General features: G+C 65.9%; 11 protein-coding genes. 7 read left to right on the top strand and 4 right to left on the bottom strand.

Annotation, left to right across the window (positions count from 1 at the left end):
• Window positions 1-71 precede the first annotated feature (71 nt).
• The 5 genes from GRI40_RS03360 to GRI40_RS03340 all read left to right on the top strand — a co-directional run bounded on the left by GRI40_RS03360 (window position 72) and on the right by GRI40_RS03340 (window position 4,834).
• A complete protein-coding gene (locus GRI40_RS03360; protein ID WP_160610033.1) occupies window positions 72-1,499 on the top strand; it encodes a circularly permuted type 2 ATP-grasp protein in 1,428 nt (475 codons plus the stop codon).
• Window position 1,500: 1 nt separating this feature from the next.
• Complete coding sequence (locus GRI40_RS03355) at window positions 1,501-2,445, top strand: alpha-E domain-containing protein (RefSeq protein WP_160610032.1); 945 nt, start codon at window positions 1,501-1,503, stop codon at window positions 2,443-2,445.
• 12 nt (window positions 2,446-2,457) lie between these two features.
• Window positions 2,458-3,273, top strand: a complete 816-nt coding sequence (locus GRI40_RS03350; protein WP_160610031.1) for a transglutaminase family protein — start codon at window positions 2,458-2,460, stop codon at window positions 3,271-3,273.
• Between the two features lie 28 nt (window positions 3,274-3,301).
• On the top strand, window positions 3,302-4,057 hold the full coding sequence (locus tag GRI40_RS03345) for a proteasome-type protease (protein ID WP_160610030.1): 756 nt from the start codon (window positions 3,302-3,304) through the stop codon (window positions 4,055-4,057).
• 150 nt (window positions 4,058-4,207) lie between these two features.
• On the top strand, window positions 4,208-4,834 hold the full coding sequence (locus GRI40_RS03340; RefSeq protein WP_160610029.1) for a response regulator transcription factor: 627 nt from the start codon (window positions 4,208-4,210) through the stop codon (window positions 4,832-4,834).
• On the opposite strand, the gene GRI40_RS03335 is transcribed toward GRI40_RS03340, so the two are convergent.
• The 4 genes from GRI40_RS03335 to typA all read right to left on the bottom strand — a co-directional run bounded on the left by GRI40_RS03335 (window position 4,831) and on the right by typA (window position 10,060).
• Window positions 4,831-5,508 carry an extensin family protein gene (locus tag GRI40_RS03335; protein ID WP_160610028.1) on the bottom strand — a complete coding sequence of 226 codons (678 nt, stop codon included), beginning with the start codon at window positions 5,506-5,508 and terminating at the stop codon, window positions 4,831-4,833. The genes GRI40_RS03340 and GRI40_RS03335 overlap by 4 nt on opposite strands.
• 24 nt (window positions 5,509-5,532) lie before the next feature.
• Window positions 5,533-6,984: a sodium/proline symporter PutP gene (gene putP, locus GRI40_RS03330; protein WP_160610027.1), complete on the bottom strand. Its 1,452-nt coding sequence runs from the start codon at window positions 6,982-6,984 to the stop codon at window positions 5,533-5,535.
• Between the two features lie 124 nt (window positions 6,985-7,108).
• Complete coding sequence (locus GRI40_RS03325; protein WP_160610026.1) at window positions 7,109-8,188, bottom strand: PLP-dependent cysteine synthase family protein; 1,080 nt, start codon at window positions 8,186-8,188, stop codon at window positions 7,109-7,111.
• Window positions 8,189-8,224: 36 nt separating this feature from the next.
• A complete protein-coding gene (gene typA / locus GRI40_RS03320; protein WP_160610025.1) occupies window positions 8,225-10,060 on the bottom strand; it encodes a translational GTPase TypA in 1,836 nt (611 codons plus the stop codon).
• 252 nt (window positions 10,061-10,312) lie between these two features.
• Between typA and GRI40_RS03315 the strand changes: the two genes are divergently transcribed.
• Both GRI40_RS03315 and GRI40_RS03310 read left to right on the top strand, forming a co-directional pair.
• Complete coding sequence (locus tag GRI40_RS03315) at window positions 10,313-13,015, top strand: TonB-dependent receptor (RefSeq protein ID WP_160610024.1); 2,703 nt, start codon at window positions 10,313-10,315, stop codon at window positions 13,013-13,015.
• A 120-nt stretch (window positions 13,016-13,135) separates the two neighbouring features.
• The gene (locus tag GRI40_RS03310; RefSeq protein WP_160610023.1) at window positions 13,136-13,594 is read left to right on the top strand and encodes a DUF805 domain-containing protein; all 459 of its coding nucleotides are present in this window, start codon (window positions 13,136-13,138) and stop codon (window positions 13,592-13,594) included.
• Window positions 13,595-13,622: the final 28 nt, after the last annotated feature.

Here is a 13,622-nt window from a genome sequence, read left to right as displayed (position 1 = left end):
CGCGGTAATTTTGCAGTGCATTTGCGGGGCGCCGGATTACGGTGCGCACAAGTCTTGCCAGCAGGGGGCCGATGAACGGCGCGACCGATCCGTTTGACGAAATGCGCGATCCGGCCGGCGCCGTGAGGCCGGCTTACGCCGGCTACAGCACATGGTACGACGAGCAGGACCCGAATTGGCTGCGGCGCAAGAATGCCGAGGCCGAGGGCGTTTTCCGCCGCACCGGCATAACCTTCAACGTGTATGGCGAGGATGCGGCGGAGGAACGCCTTATCCCGTTCGACATGATCCCGCGGATCGTGTCGGCGGCCGAGTGGCGCAGGCTGAGCAAGGGTATCGAACAGCGCGTGCGTGCGCTCAACGCGTTCATCCACGACCTTTATCACCGGCAGGAAATCATCCGGAGCGGCCGCGTGCCGGAGCGGCTGTTCCGCGATAATGCCGCCTGGCTTCCCGACATGGTGGGATTCACGCCGCCCGGGGGGGTTTACACCCATGTCGTGGGCATCGACCTGGTGCGGACGGGCCCGAACGACTTTTTCGTGCTGGAGGATAACGCGCGCACGCCAAGCGGCGTGTCCTACATGCTCGAAAATCGCGAAACGATGATGGCCATGTTCCCGGAATTATTCACCCGGGTGCAGGTGGAAGCGGTGAGCGATTATCCCATGCGGCTGGCGCGAAGCCTGGCCGCCTGCGCGCCCGCCATGACAAGCGGCAAGCCCGTCGTCGCCGTCCTGACGCCCGGCATCTACAACAGCGCATATTACGAGCATGCTTTCCTCGCCGACCAGATGGGTGCGGAACTGGTCGAGGGCATCGACCTGCGTCTGGTCGACGGGCGGATCGCAATGCGGACGACGGGGGGATATCAGCCGATTGACGTGCTCTATCGCCGGGTTGACGACGAATACCTCGATCCGCTGACCTTCAATCCCGAAAGCGTTCTGGGGGTGCCGGGGATCATGGATGTGTACCGCGCAGGCGGCATCACGATCGCCAACGCGCCCGGCACCGGCATCGCGGATGACAAGGCGGTCTATTCCTTCATGCCGGAAATCGTCGAGTTCTACACCGGGGAAAAGCCGCTCCTGCCCAATGTGGAAACCTTCCGCTGTGTCGATCCGGACAGCCTGAAATACGTGCTCGACAACCTGGCCGAGCTGGTCGTGAAGGAAGTGCACGGTTCGGGCGGATACGGCATGCTGGTGGGCCCTGCCGCCAGCCGCCGCGAGTTGGCGGAATTCCGCCGCAAGCTTGCTGCCCGGCCGGAGAATTACATCGCGCAGCCGACACTGGCGCTGAGCACGTGCCCGGTGTTCGCGCGCAAGGGCCTGGCACCCCGGCACGTCGACTTGCGCCCTTATGTCCTCGTTTCGCCCGACCGGATCGACATCACGCCCGGCGGCCTCACCCGGGTGGCGCTGAAGAAGGGCAGTCTGGTGGTCAATTCATCGCAAGGAGGCGGCACCAAGGATACCTGGGTGCTGAAGGACTGACATGCTGGCCCGCACCGCCAACGGGTTGTTCTGGATGTTCCGTTACCTCGAACGGGCGGAGAACACCGCGCGCCTGCTCGACGCCGGGATGCGCATGGCGCTGACCCGCGATCTGGTGACAGCCGAGGAGGAATGGCGATCGGTCATCCATGCCGCCGGCCAGGGCGCGGCATACAGGGCCAAGCACGGTACCTACACCGGCATCCAGGTCTGGAATCACATCCTGCGCGACAGGGACAATCCCGGCAGCGTGCTGGCGATGATGCGGCAGGTCCGCACGAATGCACGCGGTGTACGCAATGCCATCAGCGGAGAACTGTGGGCCGTCGTCAACGAAAGCTGGATGGCGCTGGATGACAAGCTGTCGCGCCCCATTGGCCAGGGCAGCGTGGGCGAGGTCGTCGGCATGATCCGGCGCGCGGGGACTTTGGCTCACGGCGCGATGGTCAATTCGATGCTACGGGATGCCGGCTACAACTTTGCGCGCGCCGGGACATTCGTCGAGCGGGCGGACAATACCGCCCGCATCCTCGACATGAAGTATTACCTGCTGCTCCCGTCGCTCAGTTACGTGGGATCCAGCCTCGATTCCGGGCAGTGGGATCAGGTGCTGCGGTCCGTCGCCGGGGACCGCGCCTATCGCTGGCTCAACGCCGGGCAAACGGACCCGCGCGGAATCGTGGAATTTCTCGTGATGGACCAGCGCTTCCCCCGCAGCTTGTCGCACAGTCATCACCAGCTGGGCGCAAACCTCGCGGCGTTGGAGCGCATTCACGACGCGGAACTGCCCAGCGGCGCACTGATCCGCGCGTCATGCGACAGCCTGGTCGATCTCTCGATCGAGAAAGTGTTCGAAGACGGGCTCCACCAGTACATCCAGGGGTTCCTGGGGCGGAACCAGGCCATCGCTAACGCCATCGTGCAAGATTACCGGTTCATGGGCTGAAGAGGGACCGACATGCGCCTCGCCGTCCGCCATACCACGCGCTACACATTCAAGCAGCCGGTGGTGCACGCCCTGCAGCGGCTGCGCCTGACGCCCAAGGAAACGCAGGGCCAGTCGATCGTCGAATGGGCGATGACCTATCGCAACGGGCAGATGGAGCTCGCCTACGACGACCAGCACCACAACCATGTCTCGCTCATCTCTGTCGAACCGGGTGTAACCGAGGTGGAAGTAACCTGTGAAGGGGTGGTGGAAACCAGCGATCATGCCGGGGTGATCGGGCGCCATGCCGGCCACCTGCCCCTGTGGAGCTTCGTCACCCAGACCGACCTGACGCGACCCGGCCCCCGTCTGCGGCACCTGATCCGGGGGTTGGACGTGACTGACCAGAACCGCCTGGAGTATCTACATTCCCTGTCCGCGGCGATCCGCGATCAGGTGAGGTACGGCAAGGGCACGACCGGGGTCGGCACAACCGCCGAACAGTCGGTCGAAGCCGGTTGGGGGGTGTGCCAGGACCACGCGCACATCTTCATCGGTGCTGCTCGGCTGAAAAATATTCCGGCACGCTACGTCTCCGGATACCTGCTGATGGACGACAGGGTCGACCAGGAAGCGACCCACGCCTGGGCCGAAGCATTTGTCGATGGTCTCGGCTGGGTCGGCTTCGACGTGTCGAACGGCATCAGCCCCGATCCCCGCTACATCCGCCTGGCGACGGGCCGGGACTATCGTGAGGCCGCGCCCGTGACCGGCATTACCCTGGGCAGCGCGACCGACCACCTGCACGTCGATGTCGCGGTGGCGCAGCAGAAGGCGGAGCAATGAAGCTGAACGCAAGGAGCCTGGCGAAACGATGACCTATTGCGTGGGAATGGTGCTCGACAAGGGGCTCGTCCTGATGAGCGACACCCGGACCAATTCGGGCGTCGACAACATCTCCGTCTTTCGCAAGATGATGAGCTGGAGCGTGCCCGGGGAACGGATCGTGACGGTGATGACGGCCGGCAATCTGGCGACGACCCAGGCCGTGATCAGCCAACTCGAGGAACGGACCAAGGCCCCTGGCGACCGGCGCAACAGCGTGTTCGAAGCGCCCACGATGTTCCAGATCGCGACCGAAATCGGCCGGCTGCTCCACGAAACAATCGCCGAACGGCAGGCGGTAAACGGTGCGGCGGGGAAGGGGCGCTTCACCGCGTCGATGATCGTGGCCGGCCAGATGAAGGGCATGGAGCCGCGGCTGTTCCTGATCTATCCCGAAGGCAACTTCATCGAGGCGAGCTGGGACACGCCGTTCTTCCAGATTGGCGAAACCAAATACGGCAGGCCGATCCTCATCCGGGCCTACGATCGCTCGATGAGTTTCGAAGACGCGGTGAAGCTGCTGCTGGTCAGTTTCGATTCCACCCTCAAAGCGAACCTGTCGGTCGGGCTTCCGCTAGACCTGATGGTCATCGAGCGTGACGCCTTCGTGGCCACGCACGAGCGGCGGATCACGCACGAGGACACGTACTACCAGGCGGTCTCGCTCGGATGGGGAGAGGCGCTGAAGAACGCCTTCACCGAACTGCCGGATTATTCGTTCTACGCCGGGGACAAGAACGGCTGACCGGCGCGCGCCCCCGGCCGATGGGTCCGTTTCGGATGGATCGTACGCCGACGACCGGACGGCGACCACGCATTAGCACTTAGCGGCAATCGGTCCATTTTCGTAGCCGATTGGTTTTACGCGCTTTTCCGCACCGGCCATCGTGCCGACATGAAACTGAAACAACTCGTCCACTACGTCGAACCCGACACGCGCCTGCGCGCCGAACTTGCGCGCGCGACCTTCGAACTTGGCCATCACGCCGAGGTCTATGCCGATCTTGCGGAACTTGCCGATCACCGGGCCACCCGCGGAATCGCCGTGATACGTGACCGTGCCGAATGGGGCGGTGTCGAGGGCATTCTGGATACTCTGTCGGCGGCGTGCATCTGGCTGCCGCTCGTGGCGATGGACAGCGATCCGGACGCCGGCCAGGTTGTTCGCGCGGTGAAGGCCGGCGCGATCGACTACCTTGCGCTGCCGCTCGACCGGCGACGGCTGGGCACGCTGCTTTCCGATATCGACGAGGAGGCGCGCGCGCATGCGGAGGCGCGGCGCAGGGTGATCGACGCCCGTACGCGGATCGGGACGCTCACCCCGCGGGAGCGTGAGGTCCTCGACTGGCTATCCCTTGGCAGCAGCAACAAGGCGATAGCCCGCGAGCTCGCCATCAGCCCGCGCACGGTGGAGATTCACCGCGCGAACATGATGACCAAGCTTGGCGCGGTCCATGCCGCCGAGGCGGTGCGGTTGCGGATCGAGGCGCAGCTCGAAGCGCCGTCGGTTCTTGCGGGTTAGCGGCAGAACCCGCCGCTTCGCCCCGCCTCCAGATGAAGGTGATCCCGGTGCGCCGCGTTATAATCCGGACCGAGTATGGTGCCGAAGCGCTTGCATGCACTTGCGTGGACAAGGCGCAGGAATTCCCGGCGCGCCGGATCGGCCCCGTTCCAGTCCTCCGTCACGCTGATGCGACGGCCATCGGCCAGCACGAACGAGGCGACATCGATCGCCTGGGCCGTGGCGTGCGCCGACCGGCGCGAGCTGCCGGCGACGTCTCGGCAGGAATAGCTGCCGAACGTCTCGATCCGCGATAGCGGACTGCCCAGGGTATGGCGCGCGGCGCGGTCGACGCCGAACCGGGCCCAGGCCGCCATCGTCTCCGCCAGGGGGCAGGTGACCGGACCCATGCCAGTCACCGCGAACTGTGCGGTGTCTCCCTGAAGGGCGGCGAGGTTTACGGTGCCGATGGTTGAACAGCCCGCGCCGAAATAACGATCAGGCGCGGGCGAGAAACGCGCGCCCGTTTCGCCGAGCCCGGTCATGCATTGCCGGGCCTCCGACGCAACGGCGGCCGGTCGGGGAGCCGAGACCGGCGGGCGGGCGGCTTCCGTCCCTTGCGGCACGAGCTTGCCGCATCCCGCCAGTGCCAGCGCACTTGACGCGATGACGAACCAGGGGGCCGTGCTTCCCATCCGGCCAAGGTTGCCGCAACAGGGTTAACGCAGGCCTAATTCGCCTTCGTTACGCGTCAGCTTGCTGACGGCGACGATCGCGATCCAGGCGGCGATGAAGCCGGGGATGATTTCGTACACGCCGGGGCCACCCAGGAAATCCTGATCCCAGCCGAGCACGATCCACGCGCCCACGACGAGTGCCCCGGTGACGAGGCCGGCCACGGCGCCCGCGCCCGTCATCCCGCGCCAGGTGAGGGCGAGGACGATCATCGGGCCGAACGCCGCGCCGAAACCGGCCCAGGCGTGCGCCACCAGCGCCAGGACTTCGCTGTCCGGATCGGCCGCGATCGCGATGCCCATCGCGGCGACCAGGGCCACGCAGACACGGCTGACGGTGACCGCTTCCCGCTCCCCCGCCTGCTTGCGCAGGAACAGGCGATAGAAATCCTCGGTGAGCGAGCTCGACGATACCAGGAGCTGCGAACTGATCGTCGACATGATCGCCGCCAGCAGTGCGGCGTACAGGAGGCCCGTCACGAGAGGATGGAACAGGAGGTTGGCGAGCAGGATGAAGATCGTCTCGGGGTCGGCGAGGGTGAGCCCGTTACGCTCCACGAACGCGCGCCCCGCCAGGCCAACGCCCACCGCGCCGATCAGGCAGACCGCCATCCAGATCATCCCGATATTGCGCGCCGCCGGGATGTCGTCCGCCGATCGGATCGCCATGAACCGAACGATGATATGGGGCTGTCCGAAATAGCCCAGACCCCACGCGACGGCCGAAAGCCACCCGATCGCGGTGAGGCCATGCGTCAGGTCGAGGAACCCTTCCTGCGGCACGGCGGCGAGGCTGGCGCCCGCGCTGCCGTCGGGGCCGAACATGACCGCGATGGGCATGATGACCAGCGCCCCAAACATGATCATGCCCTGCACGAAATCGGTCAGGCTGACGGCGAGGAAACCGCCGATCATGGTGTAGGCGAGCACCACCAGCGCTGTAACCCAGATCCCGGTCATGTAGCTGCCGCCGAGCGCCATCTCGAACAGCTTGCCGCCGCCCACCATGCCCGCTGCGGTGTAGACGGTGAAGAACACCACCACGATCACCGCGCTGATCAGACGCAGTGCGGTCGCCTTTTCCGGGAAGCGGTTGCCCAGGAATTCGGGGATTGTCAGCGCATCGCCAAGCGCTTCGGTCTGGCGCCGGAGGCGGGGGGCGACCACGATCCAGTTCACCAGCGCGCCGGCGAGCAGACCGATGCCGATCCATGCCTCGACCAGGCCGCTGGCGTAGAGCGCGCCCGGGAGGCCCAGCAGCAGCCAGCCCGACATGTCGCTCGCCCCGGCGGAAAGCGCGGTGACGGATGGCGACAGGTCCCGGCCCGCCAGCAGGTAGCCTTCGCTGTCCGCGGTGGACTTGCGCAAGGCGTAAACGCCGATGGCGAGCATGAGGACGAAGTAGATCGCGAGCGAGACGATGACGCCGGTTTGCATGGCGCGTGATACCAATCCGGACGCGGTGACTACAGCCCCCCTTGGTCGCTATGCACGGGTTTCCTCATGGGACGAGCCATCGCCGCCCCTGCAAAGAGAATTCTCTTTGGCGTTGCAAGGCTTCTCAATCGGCGGGCCAGCCGAACGTTCGGGCCAGTTTCTCGGTCGGCCCCGCAAGATCCAGCCCGCAACCCGCAACCCACGCGTCGTCGAAATAGGTTCCGGCGTAGCGTTCGCCGTCGTCACACAGGATGGTGACGATGCTGCCGCTTTCGCCGCGATCGGCCATTTCCTGCGCGAGGATCGCGACGGCCCACAAGTTCGTTCCGGTCGATCCCCCGACCTTGCGCCCGATCCGCCGGCTGAGGAGCCGCGCGCCCGCGACGCTTTGGGCATCTTCCACCGCCACCATCGCGTCGACGACATCGGGCAGGAAGCTTGCTTCCACCCGCGGGCGACCGATGCCTTCGATGCAGCTGCCGCAGCCCGGAGCCGTGGTGATCGAGCGGTCCGCCCAGTGCCGGTGAAAGACGGAGGCGGCCGGGTCTGCCACCATCAGGCGCGTGGCGTGGCGGCGGAAGCGGATGAAGCGGCCGATCGTGGCCGAGGTGCCGCCGGTCCCCGCACCGCAGACGATCCATGCCGGCACGGGATGCGGTTCCAGCGCCAGCTGTTCGAATATCGTTTCGGCGATGTTGTTGTTGCCGCGCCAGTCGGTTGCCCGTTCGGCGAAGGTGAACTGGTCGAGGTACACGCCGCCCATGTCGTCGGCGATCTGCTGGGCCACGGCGTAGACTGCCGCCGGATCGTCCACGAAATGCGCGGTGCCGCCGTAGAATTCGATCGCCGCCACCTTTGCGGGCGCCGTGCTGCGCGGCACGACCGCATAGAACGGCAGTCCGAGCATGCGCGCGAAGTAGGCTTCGGACACCGCGGTCGATCCGCTGGACGCCTCCACCACCGGCTTGCCCGGCCCGATGCGCCCGTCGCACAGGGCATAGAGGAACAGCGAGCGCGCCAGCCGGTGCTTCAGGCTGCCGGTCGGATGGCTGGCCTCGTCCTTCAGGTACAGGTGCACCCCCGGCATCGCGGGGAGCGGGACCGGCACCAGGTGCGTGTCGGCGGACCGGTTATAGTCCGCCTCGATCGCCCGGATGGCCTCGGCCGTCCACGCCCGGTCGGCCGGGAACCTGCCGGCCGTCATGCGGGCAATCCGGTCGCGAGGCCGGTCACGCGCGCATCAGGCCGCAGTGCGCCGCGCCTTCTTGCGCTCGTGCGGGTCGAGGATCGCCTTGCGCAGCCGGATCGACTTGGGCGTGACTTCCACCATCTCGTCATCGTCGATGTAGGCGATCGCCTGCTCCAGCGTCATCACCTTGGGCGGGGTGAGGCGGATGGCATCGTCCTTGCCGGTCGAGCGGAAGTTGGTCAGTTGCTTGGACTTGAGCGGATTGACCTCCAGATCCTCGGGCTTGGCGTTTTCGCCGATGATCATGCCTTCGTAGATCTTCGCCTGCGGGCCCAGGAACAGGATCCCGCGCTCTTCCAGGCTGTTGAGCGCGTAGCCCACTGCCTCGCCCGTGCCATTCGAGATCAGCACGCCGTTCTGGCGCCCTTCGATCGACCCCTTGTGCGGCCCGTACTTCTCGAACAACCGGTTCATGATCCCGGTGCCGCGCGTGTCCGACAGGAATTCGCCGTGGTATCCGATGAGGCCACGGCTGGGGGCGGAGAACGTGATGCGGGTCTTGCCCGCGCCGGACGGGCGCATTTCAGTCAGCTCGGCCTTGCGGCGCTGCATCTTCTCGACGACGGTGCCCGAATGTTCGTCGTCCACGTCGATGACGACCTGTTCGTAAGGCTCCAACCGCTCGCCGTCTTCCTCGCGGAACAGCACGCGCGGGCGGCTGATGCCGAGCTCGAAGCCTTCGCGGCGCATCGTCTCGATCAGCACGCCCAGCTGGAGCTCGCCGCGGCCGGCCACTTCGAAGCTGTCCTTGTCGGCGCTTTCGGTGACGCGGATGGCGACATTCGTTTCCGCTTCGCGCATCAGGCGGTCGCGGATCATGCGGCTCGTCACCTTGTCGCCCTCGCGGCCTGCCAGCGGGCTGTCGTTGACGGCGAAGCGCATCGACAGCGTGGGCGGGTCGATCGGCTGGGCGGCAATGGGCTCGCTCACCGAAGGGTCGGCGATGGTGTTGGCCACGGTCGCCTTCTCCAGCCCCGCGAGCGCGACGATGTCGCCGGCCCGCGCGCTGTCCACGGGCACGCGGTCCAGGCCGCGGAACGCCAGCAGCTTGGTCGCGCGGCCGGTTTCCACCACGTTGCCGTCCATGTCGAGCGCGCGGATCGGATCGTTCACGTTGATCGTGCCCGACTGGACCCGCCCCGTCAGGACGCGGCCCATGAAGTTGTCACGGTCCAGCAGGGTGGCGAGGAAGCTGAACGGCCCGCTCGCATCGAGGCCGGGGGCGGGGACGTGGCTGACGATCTTCTCGAACAGGGGGATCAGCGTGCCTTCACGCCGCTCCGGGTCATCGCTGGCATAGCCATTGCGGCCCGAGGCGTAGAGCACGGGAAAATCGAGCTGTTCGTCCGTGGCGTCGAGCGAGACGAACAGGTCGAACACCTCGTCCAGCACTTCCTGGATGCGCTCGTCCGGGCGGTCCACCTTGTTGACCACGACAATGGGGCGCAGGCCCAGCGCCAGCGCCTTGCCGGTGACGAACTTCGTCTGCGGCATGGCCCCTTCGGAACTGTCGACCAGCAGGATCACGCCGTCGACCATGGACAGGATGCGCTCCACCTCGCCGCCGAAGTCAGCGTGCCCGGGGGTGTCCACGATGTTGATGCGGACATGTTCGTCCGAACCTTCCGGCGCCCATTCGACCGAGGTCGGCTTGGCGAGAATGGTGATCCCGCGTTCCTTCTCCAGGTCGTTGGAATCCATCGCCCGCTCTTCCACGCGCTGGTTTTCGCGGAACGTGCCGGACTGGCGGAAAAGCTGGTCGACCAGCGTCGTCTTGCCGTGGTCGACGTGGGCGATGATCGCCACGTTACGGAGGGATGTTGTCATAGATGTCTCTTGAAGGGCGCGCGTGGTGCGGCCGATTGCGGGCGCGCCCCTAGCGGACAGAGGGCCCGGCGGCAAGCGCGGCGCGCTGTGTCGTCACGGTAACACTCCCGGGGACAAGCAAGCCGATCCGCCCGATGCACTTGAGCCTGCGCGAAGGCTAACATACTGACTCGGATGTCAGCTTGGGTTGCCGGCGCGCACGGAATGTTCCGCGTGACAGCTAGCGCCCTCTTGGTGAGGATCTGATACCCCATGATGAAGACCGTTATCGGCATGGCCGGACACGCGCGATTTACCCTTCTCGCCGGCGTCGCCGCGATTGCGCTGCCCACCGCGGCGCAGGCCCAGAGCACCCCGGTCACCGACGCGCAGGCCCAGGTCGACACCGATGGCGACAACACGCCGGATTCGCAGGATTCCGGGCTGGGCAACCAGATCATCGTCACCGCGACTAAGCGCGAACAGACGCTGCAGGAAGTGCCGGTCGCCGTCAGCGTGACCACCGCCGAGACGATCGAGCGGGCGCAGATCCGCGACGTGACGGACCTCGCCTCGGTCGTTCCCTCGCTCAAGGTCAGCCAGAACCAGAGCCAGTTCGCAACCCGCTACTCCATCCGCGGCTTCGGCACGGACGGCAACAACCTGGGCCTCGAACCGTCGGTCGCGATGTTCGTCGACGGCGTCTATCGCAGCCGCGCGGTCGCGCAGATCAGCGATCTTCCCGATATCCAGCGCGTGGAGGTGCTGCGCGGGCCGCAGTCCACCCTGTTCGGCAAGAACGCCAGCGCGGGCGTGATCTCGATCGTCACGCGTTCGCCCAGCTTCGATTTCGGCGGCAGCGTGGAGGCCACGTACGGCAACTATGACGCGATGGTGGTTAAGGGCTACCTCACCGGCCCCATCACCGATACGATCGCGGCCAGCATCGCGGCCGGTTACAACCGCCGCGACGGATACCTGACCAACGCCTTCAACGGCGACGACGTGAACGATCGCAACCGCTATTTCGTGCGCGGCCAGATGTTGTTCGAACCGTCGGACGTGTTCCGTTTCCGCCTGATCGGCGACTACGATTCGATCGACGAGAAGTGCTGCGGCGTCGTGAACCTGCGGCCTTCGGCGGCCACCGGTGCGGTGGCCGCGGTCGGCGGCATGGTGAACGATTTCCGCACCCCGTTCGACGACGTGATCTATTCCGACGTCGTGCCTGACAGCAAGGTGCGCAACTGGGGCGTTTCGGGCCAGGCCGATTACGAACTGGGCGCGCTGACGCTGACCTCGATCACCGCCTATCGCCAGACCAAGCTCGACGCGGACCAGGACGTCGACTTCACCAGCGCGCGTCTCGCCACCGGCGCGAACGTGGGGCAGGCCAAGCTCAAGACCTTCACGCAGGAGCTGCGCCTCGCCAGCGACTTCGATGGGCCGCTGAACTTCCTGCTCGGCGGATATTACTTCAATGAAAAAGTCCGCACCGCCGACCAGATCATCTATGGCGAGGATTTCCGCGAGTATGCGAACATCCTTATCGGCGGGCCGGGCGTCATCACGAACCCGCCGAACGATGCGGCCGTCGATGCGCTGGAAGCACAGTTCAGCGCGCTCACCGGGCGGAACCTGATCAACCAGTTCTTCCAGCCCGGCCAGGGCTTCTTCAATCGCATGACCCAGAAGAACGAGGCGTACTCGATCTTCGGCAATGTCGATTTCGAAGTGACCCCGGGCCTGGTCCTGACGCTGGGCGCCAACTACACGCACGATGCCAAGGACGTGGTCACCAATTCCGAAAGCACCGATGTCTTCTCCGCGCTGGATCTCAATGCGATCCGCACGACGGCGACGAACTTCGGCATCGCCCAGACCGTCGGGCGCCTGATCGGCCTTCAGGGCGGCGCGCTCGCCTCGCCCGCGCAGATCGCCGGCTTCGCCGGGGCGCAGCCTGCGGCGTTCGCGCAGATCCAGGCGGGTGCCGCGGCCCAGACCGCGCCCATCCTGGGCCTTCGTCCGCTGCAGTTCCTGCCGCCGTTCCAGAACTGCCCGAACGCGGTGGAAGACTGCTCCACGCGCGACAGCGATCTCAGCTACACGGCCCGGCTCGCCTACGAGATCAGCCCGACGTTGAACGTCTACGCGTCGTATTCGACCGGTTACAAGGGCGCGAGCTTCAACCTGTCGCGTGACAGCCGCCCGACCGCGGCGGACGCGCTGGCGCTGCGGGCAGCGGGCCTGGCGGTCACTAACCTGGCATCGGGATCGCGCTTCGCCGAACCCGAGGACTCGACCGTTTACGAACTCGGCATCAAGGGCAACTGGGGCCTCGCCGCGGCGAACCTCACGTTCTTCCAGCAGTCGATCAAGAACTTCCAGACCAACACCTTTACCGGCACCGGCTTCATCTTCGCGAACGCCGACAAGCAATCGACGTTCGGTGTGGAGTTCGACGGCTATGTCCGGCCGGTGGACCAGCTCACCCTGAGCCTGGCGATGACCTACCTCGATCCCAAGTACGACAGCTTCGTCAACTCGCCGTTCGGCGACCTTTCGGGCGCGTCCGATCCGACGATCGCGAAGCTGTCGGCCGTGGTCGGCGCGCAATGGGACCAGGAAATCGGCGACGGCGACCACCTGATCGCGCGCACGGACTTCAGCTACGCGTCGCCGGTCCCGGTGTCGCAGGGGCTGCCCGGTTTCATCCAGCGCGATGCCGCCGGCAACATCGTCAGCTTCGCGCCGGCGATTGCCGTCGGCCGCCAGTTCCGCAGGGAAGTCAACGATCTCAACGCGTCGCTGACCTACGTGATGGACATGGGCCTCGAACTGAGCGTGTGGGGCCGCAACCTGCTCGACGATCGCAACATCACCGCGATCTTCGATTCGGTCGCGCAGGCCGGCTCGATCTCGGGCTACACGAACCAGCCGCGCACCTACGGCGTTTCGGCGCGGTTCAAGTTCTGATCGCTCCGGCGTTCAGGGGAATGAAGGAAGGGCCTCGTTCGCGGGGCCCTTTTTCGTTGCGCGGGCGGCCCCGTTGTGTTGCTCTCGCCGCATGTGATTGACCGAACAGGGGGAATTTCGATGAACTGGATGATCTTGCCATTCAAGCGCTACGCCGAATTTAGCGGCCGTTCGCGCCGGATGGAATACTGGATGTTCACGCTGCTCAATGCGATCGTGATGACCGTGCTGATCGTCTTCGCGCTGGGCGCCGGGGGCGCCGCCGGCGTGCTGGAGGCGGACGCGAGCGGCGATCCGGCCGCCGGCCTCATGGCGCTGTTCGGCGGTATGGGCCTGCTGATCGTGGTCTACGGGCTCGCCATCCTCATCCCCAGCATCGCCGTCACGGTGCGCCGCCTGCACGATCGCGACATGAGCGGGTGGTGGTATCTCGGCGCGATCGTGGGCGGCATGATCCCCTACGTCGGGTTCCTCGTCTCGATCGCGTTCCTCGTCCTGATGGCGCTGCCCGGCACGCCGGGGCCGAACCGCTACGGGCCCGATCCCAAGGGTGTGGGCGACGCCGAGACTTTTGCCTGACGACTGACGGACCGGGGCCCGCCTGCCA

This window comes from Tsuneonella aeria, from assembly GCF_009827495.1.
GTDB lineage: Bacteria > Pseudomonadota > Alphaproteobacteria > Sphingomonadales > Sphingomonadaceae > Tsuneonella > Tsuneonella aeria.
This window is presented reverse-complemented; position numbering and strand designations above follow the sequence as displayed.

What these genes read in the sequence shown, in the direction of transcription:
- GRI40_RS03315 (WP_160610024.1), top strand. Translation starts at nt 10,313, where the DNA reads ATGATGAAGACCGTTATCGGCATGGCCGGACACGCGCGATTTACCCTT.
- putP (WP_160610027.1), bottom strand. Translation starts at nt 6,984, where the DNA reads ATGCAAACCGGCGTCATCGTCTCGCTCGCGATCTACTTCGTCCTCATG.
- GRI40_RS03345 (WP_160610030.1), top strand. Translation starts at nt 3,302, where the DNA reads ATGACCTATTGCGTGGGAATGGTGCTCGACAAGGGGCTCGTCCTGATG.
- GRI40_RS03350 (WP_160610031.1), top strand. Translation starts at nt 2,458, where the DNA reads ATGCGCCTCGCCGTCCGCCATACCACGCGCTACACATTCAAGCAGCCG.
- GRI40_RS03335 (WP_160610028.1), bottom strand. Translation starts at nt 5,508, where the DNA reads ATGGGAAGCACGGCCCCCTGGTTCGTCATCGCGTCAAGTGCGCTGGCA.
- GRI40_RS03310 (WP_160610023.1), top strand. Translation starts at nt 13,136, where the DNA reads ATGAACTGGATGATCTTGCCATTCAAGCGCTACGCCGAATTTAGCGGC.
- GRI40_RS03325 (WP_160610026.1), bottom strand. Translation starts at nt 8,188, where the DNA reads ATGACGGCCGGCAGGTTCCCGGCCGACCGGGCGTGGACGGCCGAGGCC.
- GRI40_RS03355 (WP_160610032.1), top strand. Translation starts at nt 1,501, where the DNA reads ATGCTGGCCCGCACCGCCAACGGGTTGTTCTGGATGTTCCGTTACCTC.
- GRI40_RS03340 (WP_160610029.1), top strand. Translation starts at nt 4,208, where the DNA reads ATGAAACTGAAACAACTCGTCCACTACGTCGAACCCGACACGCGCCTG.
- GRI40_RS03360 (WP_160610033.1), top strand. Translation starts at nt 72, where the DNA reads ATGAACGGCGCGACCGATCCGTTTGACGAAATGCGCGATCCGGCCGGC.
- typA (WP_160610025.1), bottom strand. Translation starts at nt 10,060, where the DNA reads ATGACAACATCCCTCCGTAACGTGGCGATCATCGCCCACGTCGACCAC.